This window comes from Polynucleobacter sp. AP-Feld-500C-C5, from assembly GCF_018882265.1.
GTDB lineage: Bacteria > Pseudomonadota > Gammaproteobacteria > Burkholderiales > Burkholderiaceae > Polynucleobacter.
Genome location: NZ_JACVOW010000021.1, coordinates 138,787 through 159,934, shown reverse-complemented (window position 1 = coordinate 159,934; position 21,148 = coordinate 138,787). Strand labels below are relative to the sequence as shown.

The following is a 21,148-nucleotide window of genomic DNA, read 5'->3' as shown; positions in this document are numbered from 1 at the left end:
TCTTCTATGAGTTTTATCTAATCTTTCAGAGGAGATACTTTTTCAAACTGTACTGCTGCCGCGCCCTCCGCTAAACGTATTTCATATTCGGTTGTAGTGTGGAGATCTCCGGGCTTACGAGCTACGTAAAGACCTTCATTGACATTCAGGATAACGGCATAACCACGCTCTAAAGTTCTTTGAGGATTCAGCATTTCTAACTGGGATTGATAGTGCATTTGATTACGTTTCCAGTTTTCCATGCGTACAGCCCAGGCTTGATTAAGGCGCTGTTGCCAGCTTGTCATTTGCTCTCGCATGCGATCAGGATTGGGCAATGCATGGCTTAATCTCAACGCTAATTGATCTAATGTTTGTGCCTCACGCTCTACCCGTTGATTGATGCGTTGTAACAAGGCTTGCATGATGGCATCAAGCTCTTGAAGCATTTGATCTCTGCGTGGAGCGGCCAGCTCAGCAGCCCCGGTCGGGGTTGGTGCACGAAGGTCAGCCACAAAGTCCGCGATCGTGAAATCTGTTTCATGACCAACACCGCTGACCACCGGAATGGAGGAGCCTGCTATTGCATACGCTAACTGTTCATCATTAAATGCCCATAGGTCTTCAATGCTACCGCCGCCACGCACTAATAAGATTACATCTACTACTTGTTCTTTTTCAGCAGCCTTGAGTGCAGTAATCATTCCTGCAGACGCATCAGCGCCCTGCACCAAGGTTGGGTAAATCACAATCGGAATATGCGGCGCGCGTCTTGCCAAGGTGCTTAGAACATCTTTTAATGCGGCTGCTTGTGGCGAAGTAATAATGCCAATGACTCTTGGGTGTGCTGGGATCTCTCGTTTGCGATCCTCATCAAATAAACCTTCTTTTGCGAGTTTGGCTTTGAGCTTTAAAAATGCCTCATACAAACCGCCCATCCCAGCGAGCCGTAAAGTTTGGATCGTCAGTTGAATATCGCCTCTAGGAACATACATGCCTAAGCTGGCGCTGACTTCCACCAAATCTCCCGATTGCGGCATAAAGCCAACTTGGCCATTGCGGCCACGGAACATCACGCAGCGAATTTGACCTTCTTCATCCTTTAATGAGAAATACCAGTGCCCACTGTCATAGGCCTTAAAGTTGGAAATCTCCCCGGCAACCCAAACGGTATCGAAGCGATCCTCTAGAGATTGAGCAATGGCGCGGTTTAGATCGCCGACAGACAGAATTTCCCTTGATATTTCCGACATTTTTTCTCTTCGCTCCCTAAGCTATCTGGCCTAGACGGTAATAAATATCCACAGAAGCCTACTGGCTCTTGTTTAATGCGCATAAGTAAGTAATTACTGACCCGAAACGTCTCATAAATACTACAGTTAAATGATAAGCATATGATTTATAAGCTTAATTTACCCCGGCATCTCATAGTACTTTTAGGAGAATTACACCCAGCCGAAGATCAATCAAGGACTTAGAGCAGCCTTACAAAAAAGTTTTGCACAGTGTTATCCACAGGCAAGCTTTCTGAAAGAGGCTTATTAATTCAGCTAAAGTACTGGTCATATGTACTCCATCCTATTATCCGCTGGCTGGCCTATTTGGCCTCTTTTGATCATTTCTATTATTGGCCTGGCCATTCTTATAGAACGGAGCTGGTATCTGCGCCAGGTTCATATTTTCCCAAAAGGGTGCTTAGAAACTGCTTTTACCCTTGCCAATCAAGTAGTTAGCCATAAAACACTGGCGAGTGAGCAAATCACTCAGTTAGCCCAGTTATCCCCAGCAAGTCCATTGCTTGCCTGCGTCTTGCGCGAAAAATCTGCGGGCAATAACACTCAATCAACCTTAGAAGAACTACAGGCGGTTGCACAAGCCACTTGGTTAAAGTTTGACCGCTATTTAGGAGCATTGGCAACGATCGCCACCATAGCCCCTTTATTAGGCTTATTTGGCACCGTGGTGGGCATGATTGAAATCTTTGGTAGTCAAGGCGCTATCAATGGTGCTGGCAGCCCCCAACAGCTTGCACATGGAATCTCCGTGGCACTCTATAACACTGCATTTGGTTTATTGATTGCGATACCTGCACTGGCAGCCTGGCGAACATTGCGTGCAATCGCCAATCAACGTCAGCGTGAATGCGAAGAGTTCACACGCCAATTATTTAAAAAACTGTATCCAACAGAATCTGCGTAATGAGTTGGTTAGACACCTATTCAAAATCAGGAAAGCAATTTTCCCTAGGAGCGATATCAGTTTCTACTGAGCCAGAAATTAATCTGATTCCCTTTATCGATGTGCTACTGGTGGTCCTGATCTTTCTCATGATCTCTACCACTTTTACGCGTTATCAAGAGTTGGCGATTACTTTACCAACTGCAAGCGGCAATGAAACCCAAGTGGAGAGCAAACAAGTTCATATTGCAGTCAGCCGTGATGGCCGCTTTGCAATCAATGGCAAATTGACAGACCCATCTCAATTAAGCAATGTCTTGATACAGTTAAGCACTGAAGCAAATAAGCAAGCCAACAATAATCTGCAGATTAATATCGATGCGGACGCTAAAGCACCTCATCAATCTGTCATGACAGCGCTAGAGGCGGCGCGTGATGCCGATCTAAGTAACATCGTTTTCAGCAGTCAGACAAAAAAGTAAGTAGAAAAAATAGCTATGGCGTTATCTATTTTTCGTAATGCCCCTAAGTTTTGGGAAAGGCGTGGTCCAACAAGTCTTATGCTGTGGCCACTCTCTTGGCTATATAGCGTGATCTTACGCATTCGCAAGTTAATTCATGACTTAGATATTGGCAGGGCTGAACCTGCTCCAGTCCCCATCATCATTGTTGGCAATATTCGGGTGGGCGGCACCGGCAAAACTCCTATCGTGATTGCCTTAGCGCAACAACTATCTCAACTAGGCTGGAAGCCTGGAATCATTAGTCGAGGTTATGACTCATCTGTACAGACAACGCCACTGCATGTGAAGAGCAACTCTGATCCTGCTGTAGTTGGTGATGAACCAGTCTTGATTGCAAACCGTACTAGCGACCAATTTCCGATCTGGGTTTTTCCAAAGCGCCAGCAAAGTATCAAGGCATTGCTCAAACATTCCCCTGATGTAAATGTCATCATTAGCGATGATGGTTTACAACATCGTAGCTTGATTCGTTGGCCTGCACGTGAAGGTGGCCGCGATATAGAGCTCGTAGTACGTGATGATCGAGGTGAGGGCAATCGCTTTCTACTTCCCGCTGGTCCACTACGTGAACCAGCTACCCGTGAGCGTGATGCCACTTTATTTACCGGCACCCCCAAGAATCAAAAAAGTGGCATCCTTGATGAATACTTTCTGGGTCGTCGATGTTTCAATTTGGCCAGTCGCTTGGGCACAGCCTATCAACTCATTAATGTCTCGAATACCCAGTCGCTTGAGCAAATTGCTAAACAATTCTTATCAAAGAATATTACGGCACTTGCAGGCCTTGGTAACCCACAGCGATTTTTTGATGACTTAGTAAAGCATGGCATCACCGGGAAATGTATTCCACTACCAGACCATGCCACCTTCAGCCCAGACTTTTTCAGTGCCATCAAAACAGAATGCATTCTCATTACAGAGAAGGATGCAGTTAAATGTGCGGCTATCCAGGATGAGCGTATTTGGGTTATACCGCTGTCACTCCATCTACCTGATAATCTTATGGACTGGTTGCAATCCATTTTACAAAGACCAGATCCTCGTCGATACAATTTGTAGGTCCAGTAAGTACATTAAGCGCTACACTCCTTTCTCATACCCTTCATTTAAATCATTATGGATAAACGCCTACTCAATATCTTAGTTTGCCCTTTGTGCAAAAGCCAACTGCAATTGGATATCGATAAACATGAGCTGATATGCAAAGCGGATCGTCTAGCCTATCCAATTCGTGATGATGTACCAGTGATGTTGGTTGAAGAAGCACGCAGCTTAAACGCTGACGAAGTTCTCTAATTAAATCAGCATGAGTGACTCTAAAACTCCAGATTTTTTAGTTGTCATACCTGCAAGGTTAGGCTCTACCCGTTTGCCCCGTAAACCACTTGCCGATATTGGCGGAAAACCCATGGTGGTGCGAGTTGCAGAGCAGGCCAAAAAATCTTTGGCGCATAGCGTAGTAGTAGCGACTGATTCGACCGAGATTCAAGTGGCATGTAATGAGCATCATATCGAATGTTTATTGACGAGTGCGAATCACCCAACGGGGACTGATCGTCTTGCAGAAGTGGTGCAATTACTCAAACTTCCTAATGATGCATTGGTAGTCAATGTTCAAGGTGACGAACCCCTCATACCGCCAGAGCTCATTAATCAAGTTGCGCAAACTTTGGCTGATCATGCGGAATGCGCGATCTCCACTGTTGCTGTTCCAATTCATGATGTTGCTGAAATTCAAAATCCAAATGTCGTTAAAGTAGTTCTCAATCGCACTGGGGAAGCACTCTACTTTTCAAGGGCACCCATTCCCTTTGTTCGAGATTCGCAGTTAGCGGGAACAACCAAACACTTGCGTCATTTGGGCATTTACGCCTATCGCGCTGATTTTTTACAGGCCTATACGCGCCTTGAATCAGCGCCCCCAGAGCAAGCAGAGGCATTAGAGCAGCTTCGCGCCCTCTGGAATGGCTATCGAATTGCGGTTCATACTGCCACTGAGGCCCCACCAGCAGGCGTGGATACCCCTGAAGATCTAGAACGAGCAAGAGTCCTCCTAGCTAAGGCTTAAGAATTCAAGAGTCGATTACTGTTTCTCGGGGATAATCCTAAGCATTAGATACAAAAGATCCCGACAAAATACGGGACAATTACAGATCATCTAAGGGGAAAGACAATGCGCTTAATTCTGCTCGGTGCACCTGGTGCCGGAAAAGGCACCCAAGCTCAGTTTATTTGTGAAAAATTTGCAATTCCACAAATCTCTACTGGCGATATGTTGCGCGCAGCTGTGAAAGCTGGAACTGAACTGGGTCTTGCTGCTAAAAAAATTATGGATGCCGGCGGCCTAGTTTCTGACGACATCATCATTGGCTTGGTGAAAGATCGCCTGACTCAACCTGATTGCAGCAAAGGATATTTGTTCGATGGCTTCCCAAGAACTATTCCTCAAGCGCAGGCCATGAAAGATGCCGGTGTTCCAATCGACTATGTTTTAGAAATCGATGTTCCATTTGACGCGATTATTGATCGTATGGCTGGTCGTCGTGTTCACCCTGCTTCAGGTCGTACTTATCACATTAAATACAATCCACCCAAGCTTGAAGGCAAAGATGATGTGACTGGTGATGCTTTGATTCAACGTGATGATGACAAAGAAGAGACAGTCCGCAGACGTTTGCAAGTCTACGATGATCAAACTCGCCCGCTGGTTGAGTACTATTCTTCTTGGGCAACGCAAGCCAACTCGAGCGATAAAGTAAAAGCGCCAGCCTATCGCAAAGTCAGAGGTACTGGAAGCGTTGAAGACATTACTATCTCAATCTTTTCTGTTCTAAAGTAAATTGGCATCCAAAAAAGCGCTAATCATCGGTATTACCGGGCAAGATGGTGCTTATTTAGCCAAACACCTCTTATCTAAGGGATATGAAGTTACCGGTTCATCACGCGATGTGATGGCTTCATCTTTTAGTAATCTTAATACCCTTGGTATTCGCTCCCAAGTCAAATTGATTTCGGTATCCATTAATGACTTTAGAAGCGTTTTCAATGCCATTCAAGAATCAACTCCTGATGAGATCTACAATCTTGCTGGTCAAACCTCTGTAGGGCTCTCATTTGATCAACCAGTCGAAGCCATTGAGAGTATTGCGATTGGCACCCTCAATATTTTAGAAGTGATTCGCCTTCTCAATAAGCCTGTACGTTTTTATAATGCCGGTTCAAGTGAATGTTTTGGTGACACTGGAGATATGCCGGCCAACGAGCAAACGCCATTTGCACCTCGCAGTCCTTATGCCGTAGCTAAATCTACTGCCAAGTGGCTCATTAATAGCTATCGCGAATCCTACGGACTTTATGCATGTACTGGGATCTTGTTTAACCATGAGTCGCCATTACGCCCTGAGCGCTTTGTCACCCAAAAGATCATTACTGGTGCAGCAAAAATCAAAACAGGTCAACTCGATAAATTACAGCTAGGTAATTTAGATATTTCTCGCGACTGGGGCTGGGCTCCTGAGTATGTTCAAGCGATGTGGCTCATGATGCAACTAGATCAACCAGATGACTTTGTGATTGCGACTGGTAGAAAAGAATCGCTCAAATACTTTGTAGCTAAATCCTTTGAATATTTTGATTTAGATTGGCAAAAGTATGTCGAGATCGAGCCCGGCTTCTTTCGACCTAACGAAATCATTTCTAACGTCGGTAATCCTGAGAAAGCAATCAAAACATTAGACTGGAGTAAGCCGACTGATATTGACGGCGTCATCAAGATGATGTGTGCCGAGCAAGCAAAAAAATACCAGCAATAGCCTGGAGCTTTATGGCTTTAATCTACTACTTGAGCTCTTTGAGAGCGCTTTCAAAAGATTCAATATCGGCAAAGCTTCGATAGACAGAGGCAAAGCGAATGTAGGCCACTTTATCGAGACGCTTCAGCTCACGCATTACAAGCTCACCTACGCGCTCGCTAGGGATTTCTTTTTCACCCAAACTGAGTAGCTTTTCTTCAATACGCGCAATCGATTCGTCAACTGAATCTGAAGATACTGGGCGCTTACGTAAGGCCAGCTTAATTGAGCTTACTAGCTTGTCATGGCTGTACTCAACTCGGCTACCATTCTTTTTCACAATGGCGGGTAAGGCTAGCTCTACCCGCTCGTAGGTTGTAAAGCGCTTATCGCATTTGGCACAACGGCGGCGGCGGCGAATGGTATCGCCCTCATCAGATACCCGAGTATCTAGAACTTGGGTATCTTCGTTATGACAAAAAGGGCAGCGCAATGTGAACTCTTTTCTTTAATGGTTGGATTAACCGTAAACCGGGAAGCGCTTCGTTAACTCAGAAACTTGTGCGCGAACCTTGGCGATATTTTCTGGGTCGGTTGGGTTATCTAAAACATCTGCAATGAAATTACCTACCTGTCTGGCTTCAGCTTCTTTAAAGCCCCGCGTTGTCATCGCTGGCGAACCTAAACGGATGCCACTGGTCACCATGGGTTTTTCTGGATCATTCGGAATGCCATTCTTATTGCAGGTGATATGGGCTTCACCCAAAACACGCTCCGCTTCCTTACCAGTCATTTTCTTCGCACGTAAATCCACCAACATCACATGAGAATCCGTACCACCAGAAACAATGCGAAGCCCACGAGAGATTAATGTTTCAGCTAATGCTCTAGCGTTGGCTATCACTTGCTTTTGATATTCCTTAAATCCTGGCTCTTGCGCCTCTTTGAATGCTGTTGCCTTAGCAGCGATCACGTGCATCAAAGGGCCTCCTTGAAGGCCTGGGAAGACAGCAGAGTTAATCGCTTTCTCGTGCTCAGCCTTCATTAAGATGATGCCGCCACGCGGGCCACGTAAACTCTTGTGCGTAGTGGAAGTCACGATGTCAGCATGGGGTACTGGGTTTGGATAAACACCAGCAGCAATCAGACCAGAGTAATGTGCCATGTCCACCATAAAAATCGCGCCAACCTCTTTTGCTAATTTACCAATGCGTTCCCAATCGATTACCAGAGAGTAGGCAGATGCACCAGCAATAATCAATTTAGGTTTGTGCTCGCGTGCCAAACGCTCCATTTGCTCATAGTCAATTACTTCGTTTTTATCGAGACCATAGGAAATAGGGTTGAACCACTTGCCGCTCATATTGAGTGCCATGCCGTGAGTCAAATGCCCGCCCTCTGCCAGACTCATCCCCATAAAGGTATCGCCCGGCTTTAAGAAAGCCAAAAAAACAGCTTGATTAGCAGATGCACCGCAATGGGGTTGAACGTTAGCAGCCTCAGCACCATACAGAACTTTGACACGATCAATTGCTAACTGCTCAGCAACGTCGACAAATTCACAGCCACCGTAATAACGCTTGCCTGGATATCCCTCAGCATATTTATTCGTCAATTGGGAACCCTGAGCTGCCATCACTGCGGGTGAGGCGTAATTCTCAGAGGCAATGAGCTCGATATGGTCTTCTTGACGCTTATTTTCGTTCTGGATGGCTTCCCACAACTGGGGGTCGGTTTTGGCTAAAGTGTTCTGGCGGTCAAACATGGTAATAATCCTGAAGAAGTTGGATTGTTGAGTGAATTAACTTAGTAAAATCAACCTACATCATACAAAATCCATCATGACCACCACACAAGACCTCTCATTCCTTTCCCTCGTCCTCAATGCCAGCCTATTAGTACAGTTGGTAATGTTGTTATTGCTTGGGATGTCTATTGCCTCTTGGACCATTATTTTCAAGAAAACAGCAGTTTTACGAGGGGTAAGACGAGATACCGAACGCTTTGAACGTGATTTTTGGTCTGGCGGTGATCTCAAAACCCTTTTAGAGGCATCACAGCGCAATACTCGTAGTGACGCAGTCCTGGAACATATCTTTGAGGCTGGGATGCAAGAGTTCATGAAAGTTCGTGAAATCGATGCCGCCCGTCGTGCGATGAAGGCTACTTACCAGCGCGAAATGGATACACTAGAAGCTAATTTGCCATTTTTGGCATCTGTGGGCTCCGTCTCTCCTTACATTGGTCTTTTTGGAACAGTCTGGGGAATCATGCATGCATTCCGTGGTTTAGCGAATGTACAGAACGCGACCTTAGCTGCAGTAGCTCCTGGCATTGCTGAAGCGCTCGTTGCAACTGCTATTGGTTTATTCGCAGCGATTCCTGCGGTAGTTGCATACAACCGCGCAGCGACTGATGTAGATCGCCTTGCAATTCGCTTTGAAACTTTCATCGAAGAGTTCACAAATATTTTGCAACGACAAACAGCAGGTCGCTAATCAGCTATGGCCGGATCTTCTTTACGTAAATCAAAACGTCGGGCAATGTCTGATATCAATGTCGTTCCTTACATTGATGTGATGTTGGTCTTGCTAGTGATCTTTATGGTCACCGCACCCATGGTAAATCCAGGCGTAGTCAATCTACCAACCGTGGGTGGCGCTAAAGTCCAATCACTACCACCTGTCTTTCTGACGATTGATGCCAGCGAAAATGTCATTGTTCGCAAAGATGGTGAGCCTGTTCAGACACTGAACCCATTTGAGCTTGGGGCATTTGCAAGAGCGCAAGCTGAGAAATCTGCTGAGCAACCAGTAGTACTGGCTGCAGATAAGTCCATCAAATATGAAACTGTGATGAATGTCATGTCTAAGCTCAAAGAAAATGGCGTCAAGCGTGTTGGTCTAGCAGTCAAGAGTCAGTAAGACGCAGATCTAAACTCTATTTCTTCATGAATAGCGCATCTACTTTTCAATCACCCCATTCTTCATTTAAGCGGGGACGCTTTACTAAAGAGGAAAGCACTAAGCGTGCATTTACGTTTTCTTTAATTGCGCATCTAGGCTTGCTTGCTTTTTTAGTCATCGGCATTAGTTGGAACAACTCCACCCCTTCTGGGGTTGAGGTCGAGTTATGGGACTCCGCACCTCAAGTAGTAACTAAGCCTGAACCTGAGCTCAAAACAGCCATGAAAGAAGAGGCTGCTGATATTGCAGTCAAGAAAAAGGAAGTAGAAAAAGAGCCGCCTAAAAAAGATGCAGTTAAAGAAATACCAAAAGTGGTGAAGCCTCCTCCACCGAAGAAAGAAGAGCCGCCTAAAAAAGCAGAAGCACCTAAAGCTCCCTCGCCTGCCGAAACTAAAGCCAATGCTGCTGCAGAAAAAGTTCGCGCTGATCAATTAGCAAGGCTACGAGCTGCCGCTGGCGCTGAAGGGGGTAGTGGTGGCAAGGTCGGAAGCGGTGTTGGTGGCGGTGGCAGCGCTCCCCCAGGCTGGACAGATAAGGTCATTAAGAAAGTAAAGCCACTCATCGTCTTTAACCCCGAATCAGTCAGCGGTAATCCTGCAGCCGTCATTCAGGTGAACCTTGCTCCAGATGGGGCCATTCTCAGTACGAGTGTTTTAACTTCCAGCGGCAATCCTAGCTGGGATCGCGCCGTGCTCTTGGCACTTTCTCGCGCAGAAAGTCTGCCGAAAGATGACAATGGCAAAATTCCACAACGCGAAGTCAAGTTGACCTTTAAACCCAAGGACTAAAGCATGTTGCAGTTGATGAAAAAAATGATTTTGAAATTGCAATCTTTGTGTATTGCAGTAACTGCCTTACTGATGACTTTGACGAGCCCAGCATTTGCGCAAATGAATATTGAAATCACTGGCGTTGGACAATCGCTTTACCCTATTGCCGTGATGCGCTTTAAAGATGAAAACAAATTACCTACTAGCGTTACTGAAATTATTCGCCAAGACTTGGCACGTAGTGGTTACTTTAAAAATACCGAGAACGGTAATGCTGCAGAAAGTGCTGACGATACGCCAAACTACAAATCTTGGGCAGCGCGTGGTGCTGATGCCCTCGTAGTTGGTTCAGTCACACAGACTGGTAACGAGCAATTTGAGATTCGTTATAGGCTATTTGATATTCGCAAGTCGCAAAGTCTTGGTGGCTTGAATCTAAACTCTAGCGCAGATAATCTACGCGCAGTAGCACACAAAATTGCAGATGACATTATTTTCAAACTCTTAGGCGAACGTGGCGTCTTCTCTACTCGCCTGTCTTATGTCATCAAAGATGGCAAGCGCTATCGCTTAGTCATCTCTGATGCAGATGGTCAAAATATTCGTAATGCCATGAATAGTAGCGAACCGATTATTTCTCCATCATGGTCACCCGATGGCAAGAAAGTCGCCTATGTTTCTTTTGAAGATCGCAAGCCAGTGATTTATGTTCATGAACTTGCTACTGGTCGACGTATTTCACTTTCAAATCAAAAAGGAAATAACAGCGCCCCAGCTTGGTCGCCTGACGGCAGAAGATTGGCTATCTCACTTTCTAAGGATGGTAATACCCAAATCTATGGCATCAATGCCGACGGCACTGGACTGCATCGCTTAACTCGTGGCAGCACGATTGATACTGAGCCGCAGTACTCAACGGATGGTCGTTATATTTATTTCACTAGCGACCGAGGTGGCAATCCCCAGATCTATCGTATGAGTGCAGATGGTGAACAAGTAGAAGGCGCCAAACGCGTTACCTTCAAGCAAGGCTTTGTGACTTCGCCCAGAATATCTCCTGACGGAAAATATTTAGCTTACATCGCCAATATTGGTGGAGCCTATCGACTCTATATTCTGAACCTGGCGACAGGGGATGCCCAAGCATTAACCGATGGTACGAGCGATGAATCCCCATCATTTGCAGCCAACGGTCGCTATGTCCTTTATTCAACCAAGGTCAATGGCAAACGTGTCCTTGCAGCCGTTTCAGTAGACGGCAATTCTAAGCAAGTTTTAAGCATCCCGGGGTCTGATGTACGTCAGCCTTCCTGGGGTCCTTTCATGGACTAAAACGCCCTTTTCAGGGTGAAATAGGCACTTTTGATGCTCTTGGGAGCATAATATTAACTATAGGCTATGTGCCAACTAAATTACGTATCAAATTCATTACCAAGTTTGTAGAAAAAGGAAAATCATGAACGTTTCTATCGCACGCCGTGCAGCCACATTTGCCCTAATTGGTGCAACTGCATTTTTGATGGCAGCTTGCTCGAGCGTGAAATTAGATGATGTTGATAGTGCCAACGGTAGCGGCAGTGGTAACTTTGGCTCCCAACCTTGGAATGATCCTAAGAGTCCGCTTTTTGATAAAAGCGTTTACTTTGGCTTTGACGAGTTCACCATTCAGACCAAATATCAGAAGATGTTGTCTGCACACGCTGGATACTTAAAGGCCAATCTAAATCAAAAGATCATTATTCAAGGCAATACAGATGATCGCGGCACCGCTGAATACAACCTAGCATTAGGTCAACGTCGTTCCGATGCTGTTCGTAAATCACTCAATTTAATGGGCGTATCTGACAATCAAATGGAAGCCGTTAGTTTTGGTAAAGAGAAGCCGAAAGCTGAAGGCGATACAGAAGCAGCCTGGGCAGAAAACCGTCGTGCTGACATTATTTACATTACGAACTAAATGATTCACTCTTCACATACTTTTAAACAAACGCTCTTACGAGCGTTTTGTTTAAGTGCCGCGCTAGTTTGCTTAGGTGCTTCTAATAACGTTTGGGCCCTATTCTCAGATGATGAGGCTCGTAAAGCAATTCTGGACCTACGTAAATCTCTAGCTACGACGCAACTTGAACTTCAAAGTCAAATTGATAAGCTCAAGGCTGAGAATGCAGAACTACGCGGCAAAGTGGAAGTGCTTGAAAAGCAAGGTGATGACATCTCATCTAGCCAAAAAACTTACTACCAAGATTTAGATACCCGCTTAGGTAATTTTGAGCCACGTACAGTCACAATTGAAGGTGTAAGTGGCACAGTGCAACCTGGTGAGAAAAAAGCGTATGACGATGCTCTAAAAGCATTCCAGACAGGCAACCTTAAAAAAGCGGATGAGGGATTTTCTGTATTTAGCGCTAAATATCCACAAAGCCCTTTCCTTCCCCTTATGCTGTACTGGAGCGGCAATAGCAAATACGCAAATAAAAACTACGCGGGTGCTATTAGCCAACTTCAAAGTCTGATTAAACGATATCCCAACCATCCGCGTGTTCCCGCTGCAATGGTGACATTGGGCAACTCTCAATTAGAGAGTGGCAACAAAGCAGCGGCCAAGAAAACCTTTAGCGAGATTATTGCAAAGTATCCTGATAGCGATGCAGCCAAGGATGCGCAGCAACTGCTCGCTGCTACTAAATAACCCAATGCCTAAGCTTCATGTCTAAGTTGTCTGCGGCATTTGAGAGTCTCGCGCCACGCAAGTCTGGCGCCCCTGCAGTTATCTTATTTTCTGGTGGCCTAGACTCCACTACAGTGCTCGCATTAGCCAAGGACTTAGGATACTCACCCTATGCTCTATCAGTAGGATATGGTCAGCGTCACTCTTCTGAATTGGCTGCAGCAAAACATATTGCCAAGCAAATTGGGGTCGCTCGTCATGAAGTAGTAAATCTAGATTTAACCCGTTTTGGTGGTTCAGCCCTAACCGACTCATCCATTGCTATACCAACTACTCCAGGCAAAGATTTAGAAATCCCCATTACCTATGTGCCAGCACGCAATACGATTTTGCTGTCTCTCGCTTTAGGCTGGGCAGAATCACTTGGTGGCTTGGATGTCTTCTATGGTGCAAATTCAGTCGACTACTCAGGTTACCCCGATTGCCGCCCTGAATACGTTGCCTCTTTCGAAATGATGGCCAACCTAGCGACTAAGGCTGGTGTAGAGTCAATCAATAATGAAAATCGCTTTCGAGTTCATGCACCCATCATCAAGCTCACTAAAGCAGAAATTATTCAACTAGGAAGCACTCTTGGCGTAGATTACTCACAAACAGTATCCTGTTATCAAGCTAATGATTTGGGTGAAGCCTGTGGTGAATGTGAGTCTTGTCGTCTAAGACAAGAGGGCTTTAAGCAGGCTAATGTTGTCGACCCAACGCGCTATCGCAAAACTAAATAAAAACAAAATAGGCTTGTTTAAGCCTATTGAGATTGACTCTCAAGCATACGCGCAACATAACGCGCAATCAGATCAATCTCCAAATTCACTGCATCGCCTTGCTTTAAGTTTCCAAGAGTTGTACTTTGTAAGGTATGTGGAATCAAGTTGATATCAACAACACAAGCATTGGCACTATCTTTCGTTTTATTTACAGTAAGTGATGCGCCATTAACAACGATAGAGCCCTTGTAAGCTAAGAACGGGGCTAATTCTTTTGGTGCCTCAATTTGCAATAACCAAGACCCATATGCATCTTGAGCGACTTGCGCAAAGTATGCGACTTTGCCAACTCCATCAACGTGACCACTGACTAGGTGACCGCCAAGACGATCATTGACTCGGAGTGCCTTTTCCAAATTAACTGGGCCTACTTTATCTAAGCCAACCGTTTTATTTAAGGACTCTCGAGAGATATCCAAAGCAAAAGTATTACCCTCTAAATGGGTTGCCGTCATGCAAGCACCCTGAATAGCAATACTATCGCCTAGCACTACATCATCTAAGTATCCCGATGGAGCTTCAACGATTAGATGAAGACCATCGCCCTTAGATTGAGCACTTTTGATTTGACCAACGGCAGTGATGATTCCAGTAAACATAAGAGTGATTTTAGTTCTTCTGATTGAGGTCTTAATTAGGACTTGATTAATCTGAGCCTGAGATTAGAGCCAATCAAACTCTGATCCATGATGTGCCAATCTTGTCGTGATTTCAACGAAGATAAAGCAGGGATATTTGCCATACCAACACCTTCACCCATCAAGAATGGAGCGTAATAAAGCAAGAGCTCATCTACACAGTTTTCTCTGAGCATGGAACCATTGAGCTTAAAACCTGACTCCACATGGATTTCATTCATCTCACGCTCTTGCGCAAGAAAAGCAAAGAGCTTTGGTAAATCCACTTTTCCATGAGCATTAGGTATAGCAATTACCTCAATTCCTCTTACATTAAATGCTTTTACCTTCTCTTGTGCCTCTGGTGTATCTAGATTTGCGCAAACAATGATGACACCAGACTGATCTACCTTATTCAGAATCTTGGCTTGAGACGGTGTTTCCAATTTGGAGTCAACAATAACCCGCCATGGCTGACGTTGGGTTTCAACATCTCGCACATTCAGGGCGGGATCATCTTCTTTAACCGTACCAACGCCTGTAACAATGGCGCAAGCTTGCGCACGCCAGTGGTGACCATCAGCCCTCGCGAGCGGCCCAGTAATCCATTGACTCTCACCACTCGGCAAGGCCGTTTTTCCATCCAGACTTGCGGCAATCTTTAAACGCACCCATGGCAGACCACGAGTCATCCTGGATATGAATCCACGATTTAAGACTTTGGCTTCCGATTCCATCAATCCACATTGCACTTCAATGCCAGCCGCTGTCAGCCTTTTCAAACCATTTCCTGCGACTAATGGATTTGGATCACCCATTGCAGCAATCACTTTAGCTGGCTTTGCAGCAATCAGCGCATCAACACATGGCGGCGTGCGTCCAGTGTGACTGCATGGCTCTAAAGTGACATAGATCGTTGAGCCTGCAGGATCTTTTACGTTTGCCTTAGCATCAGCTAGAGCTTGAACCTCCGCATGAGAGCCGCCAACGCGTTGAGTAAAACCTCGACCAATGACTTGCCCATCCTTAACAATGACACAACCCACCCGCGGATTGGGGTTAGCCAAATAAAGTGCTTTTTGAGCCTCGGCTAAAGCCTCGCCCATCCATTGGTAATCAACAGCGGTATACATGGGTCTATTAAACCATTCAATGGCAGCGCTTTGCATCCCTAGTTGGGTCACAGATACGCCATCGACCACCACTACCCAGTATCAGCTGGCGCTCTAAGCCAGAAACCCTCTGATGACCCAAGATCAGACGATTAGCAACAAATCCACCTTGAGCCGTCTTGGCGGCTCCGGCAGCATTAAAAAGAATCCCTATCTTGCTTGTATGTGGATCAATAAAGTGCCTAGCCCCACCCTTAAAAAAAATAGGATCAGTCTTGCCATGCAAGATCCATGTTTTATCGACACAAGTGGATTTGGGGCTCCTACCAATGCAGCTACTATTAATACTCCACCCGTCCTCCCAAGACCTATTCGAGATAGGCTCTATTTTTACAGGCTCACCGAGATGTAAGGCTTGCTGACGAGCAAATTGGGCATAGGCAATAAATCTTCTGGCCACTGATTCAATTTCACGAATAGCAATTTGCTCCTGTAACAGTGGCATCGTGATTGTTGCGGAGATGGCAAGGATTAAAACTACCGCCATTAACTCCAGCAAGCTTGCTCCTGATTCAAGGTGATGATCTTTATTCAAATGCTTGACGCCAATTTAGTCGTATCACCACACCTGATTTTTCATTCACTAAGACGTGCACCTGAATAGTTGGCTTCTCTTTACTAGAAATTAACCATTGGTTTTTTCCTGCAGGTTGAATGAAGCAATTATTTTCAGTTAATGCAGATATGTTAGTGATATTGCTTTGACACTCTAAAACTGATTTTTCTGCTGCTATAAATCTTTCATGCGCATGCTCGATAGTCTGCACCTCAATCATGCGTAAGACTGTCAATCGCTCTAGATACACAATCAAAGACGAACACAAAAGTAATAATGAAATAACCCAAGCCAAAATCATGGAAGATTTCTGGTGGTGAAGATTCGCTCAAAATCCTTCTGAATTGAAGCGCCATCAGTCATTTGAAGCTTGATCTTAAAAGCCCGCTGCCCTAGCCTTGAATGGCTTCCTAACTCCTCAACCCTAAAGGAATTGATGCCATTCATCAAAGTTGTATTTTGAATACGTCCTTGACGATCCAATGACTGGCACAGGAGTGAGCCGCCATTAGTCTTTGCGCCCTTAGGCAAACTAGCCTGTCTATCTACTAGAAAACCTTGAAGAGCTAAGTTATTTTTTGTTCGATCACTCGTTAAAACATTCCCAATGCAATCAAAATCAACACCATCAGATAACTGATGCCTGATCATTAAAGAATCTGATCCTTGGTAACCACTTCTTTTCTGAACTTCAATTACTAGGTTTAAATTTTTCTTATTCATTTTTTGATGGATGGATTTAATATTTTGGTAACCAGCCATTCGAATTGCGCGGCCAATTAACTCTAGGGCGCGCTCTGCTTCAGTAGTCAAGGCTTGCGTTTTTTCATACTCAATTTGTTTGACGAACAGATCAGCGCTCGTTTTCAAAAGTGGATTTAGCAACAGAACGCAAAGAGCGATTCCGACTAGACACTCGAGAAGATTCATTCTTCAAGCCCTTAGAAGAAGTTTTAGAGATACTAGGAGATTTGGTTTGACTGCTATTGGCTCTCACTTGCTCAGCGAGCTCATACACGTCTAAATCCTGCCTCAGTTGTGAACGCTTGCTTTCTTGCTGATTGAGCCGAAGAGCCAAACCCTGATAAGCGCCAATGGAAGTCATCCAAACCCCCAAAATGAGGCTCATTGCTACCAAAACTTCTAGCAGGATGAATCCATTCGGTGATTCTGAGCGCATATACCATTTTCTAGGGCTTCGATAGACGCCGAAACAGCGTTTAGAGGCTCTTGCTGTCAGAAAAGTGGAAGATTACTGCTAGAGGATAACGACGGGCGCCTGCTCAGCTTAAAATAGAGGGCTATGCCAAACACCCTTGCCTCTACAGAAGACATCATCGCTGAGATACGTGCTGGCCGAATGGTCATTCTCGTTGATGAAGAAGATCGTGAGAATGAAGGTGATTTGGTCTTAGCAGCAGATCACGTCAGTGCTGAAGCGGTGAATTTCATGGCCAAACATGGTCGTGGACTCATTTGTCTGACCTTAACCCGTGAACGCTGCCAGCAACTGAATTTACCACTGATGGTGCGTGATAACGGTACTTCAATGGGCACCAATTTCACAGTCTCGATTGAAGCTGCAAGTGGCGTCACTACAGGTATTTCTGCCTCAGATCGCGCCCTCACTATTAAGACTGCGGTTGCACCTCATGCTAAACCTAATGACTTGGTTCAGCCTGGCCATATTTTTCCCTTGATGGCCCAACCAGGTGGCGTACTGATTCGCTCTGGCCATACTGAAGCTGGCTGCGATCTTGCTGCAATGGCCGGTTGCTCACCAACATCTGTGATTTGCGAAATCATGAAAGATGATGGCAGCATGGCACGTTTGCCAGACTTACTAGAATTCGCAAAAGAACATCAACTGAAGATTGGCAGCATCGCTGATCTCATTCAGTATCGCAGCCAACATGAAAGCATTGTGGTGCGCGAAGGCGTTCGCGAATTTATTACTCCATGGGGCAAGTTTGAAGGCATCATTTATCGCGACACACCAAGCTCTTGCATTCATATTGCACTTGTTCACGGTAAGCCATCCGAAGGACTAGAAACCCTTGTACGTGTCCATGAACCCGTCACCGTTCTCGATTTTCTAGATGCTAAGGTCAGCAATCACTCTTGGCCGCTAGCACAAGCCCTGCAGCAGATAGCTGCCGCCCCTAGCGGAGTTGCTGTTCTTTTGAATGCTGCTGGTATTGCCTCACCCAACAACGAAGATTGGTTGGCGCAGTTTCAGAAACTGAATCAATCAACAGATGATGTAAAAAAACCTTTGTCTCGTAAAACAGATTTCAGAAGTTACGGAATCGGTGCACAGATTTTGAAAGATATTGGCGTCGGTAAAATGCGCTTATTAGCAAACCCAAATCCTGTACCCAGTCTTTCGGGCTATAAGCTAGAGGTTACTGGCTGTACCCCGTATCAGCCCAAGTAATCTGTATTTATCCTATTGGAATATGATCATGACCGATTCAAATAATGACTTTGTAGGCGTTTTAGAAGCAGATCTCAATGGCCAAGATTTACGCATTGGTATTGTGCAAGCACGCTTCAATGAAGATCATTGTGTTGCCCTCACAAATGCTTGCATTAGTGAATTAATTTCCTTGGGCGTTTCCCAATCAGACATTAATTTAGTTACCGTACCAGGCGCCCTAGAGATTCCATTTGCCCTTCAAAAGCTTGCTGAAACAGGAGAGTTTGATGGGCTGGTAGCATTAGGTGCGGTGATTCGTGGTGAAACCTACCACTTTGAACTGGTCTCTAATGAATCTGCTGCTGGAATTACGCGCATCTCCATTGACTCTGGTTTACCAATTGCTAACGGAGTACTCACCTGCGATACCGATGAACAAGCAAAGGTGCGCGTGCATGTGAAAGGCGCAGATTGCGCTAAGGCAGTTATAGAAATGGCTAACCTTGCTTTAGCGTTGACTCCAGACATTGATATCGAAATGAATGCTAGTGAAGAGTAATGATTCATATGAATAAATCGACTCTTAACTCTTCTCAAGCAAACCCTGCTAAGGATGGTGATACCAAGTCTGCAGCCCCAAAACGCTCCCTGACGCCACGTCGTCGCGCTCGTGAATACGCCCTCCAAGGCGTGTATCAAAGCTTAGTTGTGCGTCGTGCAGGTAGCCTCCCTAATGGTGCAGCAATCTCAAAGCAATTGTCTGAAGATCCTGCTTTTAAGCGTTGTCAACTTGATTTATTTAATGGTATTTTTCAAGGCGTATTAGAGCGTACTGACGAACTTGAGGCCATCATTACGCCTGCGCTTGATAGACCCATCAATGAGCTATCGCCAGTAGAGCATGCCGCTCTTTTAATTGGCACCTACGAATTATCTGCCGACCTATCTGTGCCTTACAAAGTCGCCATTAATGAGGCCGTAGAACTTGCTAAAACATTTGGCGGTACTGATGGCCACAAATATGTCAATGGGGTCCTAGACCTCTTAGCTCAAAAACTACGGGTAGCTGAAACCCAAGCGAAATAAATCAGCTCATTGAGTTAGTTGGCGATATCTGCCCCATAAGCCTTAGCTTGTGGGGCTTTTTTACTTCTAGGGATAAAATCATTCTGAACAGTGCATACCCCTTTTGATCGGAAAAGTTCATCATGCAAAAAATTGATATTCGCAGCCTTCTAAAAGATCCTAGCCTATTTAAAGAGCAGGCCTTTATTAATGGCAAATGGATTGACTCCAAAGAAACATTTGCAGTCACCAATCCAGCTACCGACGAATTAATCGCATCGGTAAGCAACCTGGGTAGCAAGGATGCAGAGCTGGCTATCAAAACTGCTGAGCAAGCACTTCCTGCTTGGCGTAATAAGATTGGCAAAGAGCGCGCCCACATCATGCGCAAGTGGTTCGATCTCATTATTGAGAACACAAAAGATCTCGCCACCCTCATGACATTGGAGCAAGGTAAACCTTTAGCAGAAGCTTCTGGCGAAGTAGTCTATGGCGCTTCTTTTGTTGAGTGGTTTGCTGAAGAAGCAAAACGTGTTGCCGGCTCTATTCCTACAACCACTTGGGGCGATAAACGTATGATGGTGCTTAAGCAGCCTATCGGCGTATGTGTAGCTATCACCCCTTGGAATTTTCCGATTGCGATGATTACACGCAAGATTGCGCCTGCTTTAGCGGCGGGATGTACGATTGTGATCAAACCAGCAGAACTTACGCCCTTATCAGCTTTAGCTTTGGCAGAACTAGCAGTGCGCGCTGGGATTCCTGATGGGGTCATCAATATCATTACCGCTGATGCCAATCAATCTGTTGTGATTGGCAAAACACTGTGCACTTCTCCAACAGTGCGCCACCTCTCCTTTACAGGTTCTACAGAAGTTGGACGTATTCTGATGGAGCAATGCGCTCCAACGGTTAAAAAAATAGCCTTAGAACTAGGTGGTCATGCTCCCTTCATTGTGTTTGAAGATGCCGATATTGATGCTGCAGTCATTGGCGCCATTTCCTCCAAGTTCCGCAACTCTGGGCAGACCTGTGTTTGCGCCAATCGCTTTTATGTCCATAAAAAAGTTCAAGATCAATTCGTTGAAAAATTTGCCAAAGCGATTACAGCGATCAAAGTGGGTAACGGTATGGAGCCAGGCATTACTCAAGGACCACTGATTGAAGCGGCGGCCTTAGAGAAAGTCGAAAAGCATGTAGCTGATGCTATTAGTAAAGGTGCCAAACTTGTTACAGGAGGCAAGAGAAGTATTGCTTCAAAGAACTTCTATGAGCCCACCATCCTATCCAATGTCAATAATCAGATGTTGATTACCTATGAAGAAACCTTTGGCCCTGTTGCCCCGATTATTCCTTTTGAAACAGACGAAGAAGTGATTGCATTAGCCAACAATAGTCAATTTGGCCTGGCTTCCTATTTTTATAGCCGGGACATTGGGCGCATCTGGAAAGTTGCAGAAGCCCTAGAATATGGAATGGTTGGGGTCAACACCGGAATCATTTCTAATGAAGTTGCCCCGTTTGGTGGTGTTAAACAATCCGGCCTTGGTCGCGAAGGCAGCGTCTACGGAATGGATGAATACCTAGAAATGAAATACGTCTGCGTTGGTCTATAACAC

At 45.3% G+C, this 21,148-nt stretch carries 27 protein-coding genes; 18 read left to right on the top strand and 9 right to left on the bottom strand.

The window, feature by feature from the left end:
* Nucleotides 1-17: 17 nt before the first annotated feature.
* Nucleotides 18-1,232: an exodeoxyribonuclease VII large subunit gene (gene xseA, locus ICN21_RS05810; protein WP_216177445.1), complete on the bottom strand. Its 1,215-nt coding sequence runs from the start codon at nt 1,230-1,232 to the stop codon at nt 18-20.
* Between the two features lie 313 nt (nt 1,233-1,545).
* On the opposite strand from xseA, the gene ICN21_RS05805 reads away from it, so the two are divergent.
* The 7 genes from ICN21_RS05805 (at nt 1,546) to ICN21_RS05775 (ending at nt 6,493) form a co-directional block, all read left to right on the top strand.
* Complete coding sequence (locus tag ICN21_RS05805) at nt 1,546-2,178, top strand: MotA/TolQ/ExbB proton channel family protein (RefSeq protein WP_216177444.1); 633 nt, start codon at nt 1,546-1,548, stop codon at nt 2,176-2,178.
* Nucleotides 2,178-2,639 carry a biopolymer transporter ExbD gene (locus tag ICN21_RS05800; RefSeq protein ID WP_216177443.1) on the top strand — a complete coding sequence of 154 codons (462 nt, stop codon included), beginning with the start codon at nt 2,178-2,180 and terminating at the stop codon, nt 2,637-2,639. Before ICN21_RS05805 ends, ICN21_RS05800 begins: the two co-directional genes overlap by 1 nt.
* 15 nt (nt 2,640-2,654) lie before the next feature.
* The gene (gene lpxK, locus ICN21_RS05795) at nt 2,655-3,740 is read left to right on the top strand and encodes a tetraacyldisaccharide 4'-kinase (protein WP_216177442.1); all 1,086 of its coding nucleotides are present in this window, start codon (nt 2,655-2,657) and stop codon (nt 3,738-3,740) included.
* A gap of 57 nt (nt 3,741-3,797) precedes the next feature.
* Nucleotides 3,798-3,977, top strand: a complete 180-nt coding sequence (locus tag ICN21_RS05790) for a Trm112 family protein (RefSeq protein WP_216177440.1) — start codon at nt 3,798-3,800, stop codon at nt 3,975-3,977.
* Between the two features lie 10 nt (nt 3,978-3,987).
* The gene (kdsB, locus tag ICN21_RS05785; protein WP_216177438.1) at nt 3,988-4,749 is read left to right on the top strand and encodes a 3-deoxy-manno-octulosonate cytidylyltransferase; all 762 of its coding nucleotides are present in this window, start codon (nt 3,988-3,990) and stop codon (nt 4,747-4,749) included.
* Nucleotides 4,750-4,854: 105 nt separating this feature from the next.
* Entirely contained in the window at nt 4,855-5,520 is a 666-nt protein-coding gene (gene adk / locus ICN21_RS05780) for an adenylate kinase (RefSeq protein ID WP_216177436.1), read from the top strand.
* A 1-nt stretch (nt 5,521) separates the two neighbouring features.
* Nucleotides 5,522-6,493, top strand: coding sequence for a GDP-mannose 4,6-dehydratase (locus ICN21_RS05775; RefSeq protein ID WP_216177432.1), 972 nt, complete (start codon nt 5,522-5,524; stop codon nt 6,491-6,493).
* 25 nt (nt 6,494-6,518) lie between these two features.
* Here the strand turns inward: ICN21_RS05775 and nrdR are convergent, their stop codons facing one another.
* Both nrdR and glyA read right to left on the bottom strand, forming a co-directional pair.
* A complete protein-coding gene (gene nrdR, locus ICN21_RS05770) occupies nt 6,519-6,965 on the bottom strand; it encodes a transcriptional regulator NrdR (RefSeq protein ID WP_216177429.1) in 447 nt (148 codons plus the stop codon).
* A 27-nt stretch (nt 6,966-6,992) separates the two neighbouring features.
* Complete coding sequence (gene glyA / locus ICN21_RS05765; protein WP_215296291.1) at nt 6,993-8,237, bottom strand: serine hydroxymethyltransferase; 1,245 nt, start codon at nt 8,235-8,237, stop codon at nt 6,993-6,995.
* Between the two features lie 76 nt (nt 8,238-8,313).
* On the opposite strand from glyA, the gene tolQ reads away from it, so the two are divergent.
* The 7 genes from tolQ (at nt 8,314) to queC (ending at nt 13,658) form a co-directional block, all read left to right on the top strand.
* Nucleotides 8,314-8,970: a protein TolQ gene (gene tolQ, locus ICN21_RS05760; RefSeq protein ID WP_215319616.1), complete on the top strand. Its 657-nt coding sequence runs from the start codon at nt 8,314-8,316 to the stop codon at nt 8,968-8,970.
* A gap of 6 nt (nt 8,971-8,976) precedes the next feature.
* The gene (tolR, locus tag ICN21_RS05755; RefSeq protein ID WP_215319615.1) at nt 8,977-9,396 is read left to right on the top strand and encodes a protein TolR; all 420 of its coding nucleotides are present in this window, start codon (nt 8,977-8,979) and stop codon (nt 9,394-9,396) included.
* 26 nt (nt 9,397-9,422) lie between these two features.
* Nucleotides 9,423-10,226 (top strand): cell envelope integrity protein TolA, encoded by an 804-nt coding sequence (gene tolA / locus ICN21_RS05750; protein ID WP_216177426.1) that lies wholly within the window; start codon nt 9,423-9,425, stop codon nt 10,224-10,226.
* A gap of 3 nt (nt 10,227-10,229) precedes the next feature.
* A complete protein-coding gene (gene tolB / locus ICN21_RS05745; protein ID WP_216177423.1) occupies nt 10,230-11,540 on the top strand; it encodes a Tol-Pal system beta propeller repeat protein TolB in 1,311 nt (436 codons plus the stop codon).
* A gap of 124 nt (nt 11,541-11,664) precedes the next feature.
* Entirely contained in the window at nt 11,665-12,165 is a 501-nt protein-coding gene (pal, locus tag ICN21_RS05740; protein WP_216177420.1) for a peptidoglycan-associated lipoprotein Pal, read from the top strand.
* Entirely contained in the window at nt 12,166-12,897 is a 732-nt protein-coding gene (gene ybgF, locus ICN21_RS05735) for a tol-pal system protein YbgF (RefSeq protein ID WP_216177417.1), read from the top strand.
* Between the two features lie 17 nt (nt 12,898-12,914).
* A complete protein-coding gene (queC, locus tag ICN21_RS05730) occupies nt 12,915-13,658 on the top strand; it encodes a 7-cyano-7-deazaguanine synthase QueC (RefSeq protein WP_216177413.1) in 744 nt (247 codons plus the stop codon).
* A gap of 23 nt (nt 13,659-13,681) precedes the next feature.
* Here the strand turns inward: queC and ICN21_RS05725 are convergent, their stop codons facing one another.
* Genes ICN21_RS05725 through ICN21_RS05700 form a run of 6 tightly spaced genes read right to left on the bottom strand, consistent with a single transcriptional unit; the run spans nt 13,682 to nt 17,225 of the window.
* The gene (locus ICN21_RS05725; RefSeq protein WP_216177411.1) at nt 13,682-14,299 is read right to left on the bottom strand and encodes a riboflavin synthase; all 618 of its coding nucleotides are present in this window, start codon (nt 14,297-14,299) and stop codon (nt 13,682-13,684) included.
* 35 nt (nt 14,300-14,334) lie between these two features.
* The gene (ribD, locus tag ICN21_RS05720; protein ID WP_216177406.1) at nt 14,335-15,450 is read right to left on the bottom strand and encodes a bifunctional diaminohydroxyphosphoribosylaminopyrimidine deaminase/5-amino-6-(5-phosphoribosylamino)uracil reductase RibD; all 1,116 of its coding nucleotides are present in this window, start codon (nt 15,448-15,450) and stop codon (nt 14,335-14,337) included.
* 16 nt (nt 15,451-15,466) lie between these two features.
* Entirely contained in the window at nt 15,467-16,024 is a 558-nt protein-coding gene (locus ICN21_RS05715; protein ID WP_255534224.1) for a Tfp pilus assembly protein FimT/FimU, read from the bottom strand.
* Entirely contained in the window at nt 16,017-16,346 is a 330-nt protein-coding gene (locus tag ICN21_RS05710) for a hypothetical protein (protein ID WP_216177403.1), read from the bottom strand. The genes ICN21_RS05715 and ICN21_RS05710 overlap by 8 nt, the downstream gene beginning before the upstream one ends.
* Nucleotides 16,343-16,915 carry a hypothetical protein gene (locus ICN21_RS05705; RefSeq protein WP_216177400.1) on the bottom strand — a complete coding sequence of 191 codons (573 nt, stop codon included), beginning with the start codon at nt 16,913-16,915 and terminating at the stop codon, nt 16,343-16,345. Before ICN21_RS05705 ends, ICN21_RS05710 begins: the two co-directional genes overlap by 4 nt.
* Nucleotides 16,899-17,225, bottom strand: coding sequence for a hypothetical protein (locus ICN21_RS05700; protein WP_216177397.1), 327 nt, complete (start codon nt 17,223-17,225; stop codon nt 16,899-16,901). The genes ICN21_RS05705 and ICN21_RS05700 overlap by 17 nt, the downstream gene beginning before the upstream one ends.
* Nucleotides 17,226-17,348: 123 nt before the next feature.
* Between ICN21_RS05700 and ribBA the strand changes: the two genes are divergently transcribed.
* From ribBA to ICN21_RS05680, 4 genes are all read left to right on the top strand, one after another.
* A complete protein-coding gene (gene ribBA / locus ICN21_RS05695) occupies nt 17,349-18,482 on the top strand; it encodes a bifunctional 3,4-dihydroxy-2-butanone-4-phosphate synthase/GTP cyclohydrolase II (protein WP_216177394.1) in 1,134 nt (377 codons plus the stop codon).
* A 28-nt stretch (nt 18,483-18,510) separates the two neighbouring features.
* Nucleotides 18,511-19,023, top strand: coding sequence for a 6,7-dimethyl-8-ribityllumazine synthase (gene ribH, locus ICN21_RS05690; RefSeq protein WP_216177391.1), 513 nt, complete (start codon nt 18,511-18,513; stop codon nt 19,021-19,023).
* A gap of 8 nt (nt 19,024-19,031) precedes the next feature.
* The gene (gene nusB / locus ICN21_RS05685) at nt 19,032-19,550 is read left to right on the top strand and encodes a transcription antitermination factor NusB (RefSeq protein WP_255534223.1); all 519 of its coding nucleotides are present in this window, start codon (nt 19,032-19,034) and stop codon (nt 19,548-19,550) included.
* Between the two features lie 122 nt (nt 19,551-19,672).
* Nucleotides 19,673-21,145, top strand: coding sequence for an NAD-dependent succinate-semialdehyde dehydrogenase (locus ICN21_RS05680; RefSeq protein ID WP_216177389.1), 1,473 nt, complete (start codon nt 19,673-19,675; stop codon nt 21,143-21,145).
* The last annotated feature ends 3 nt before the right edge of the window (nt 21,146-21,148 follow it).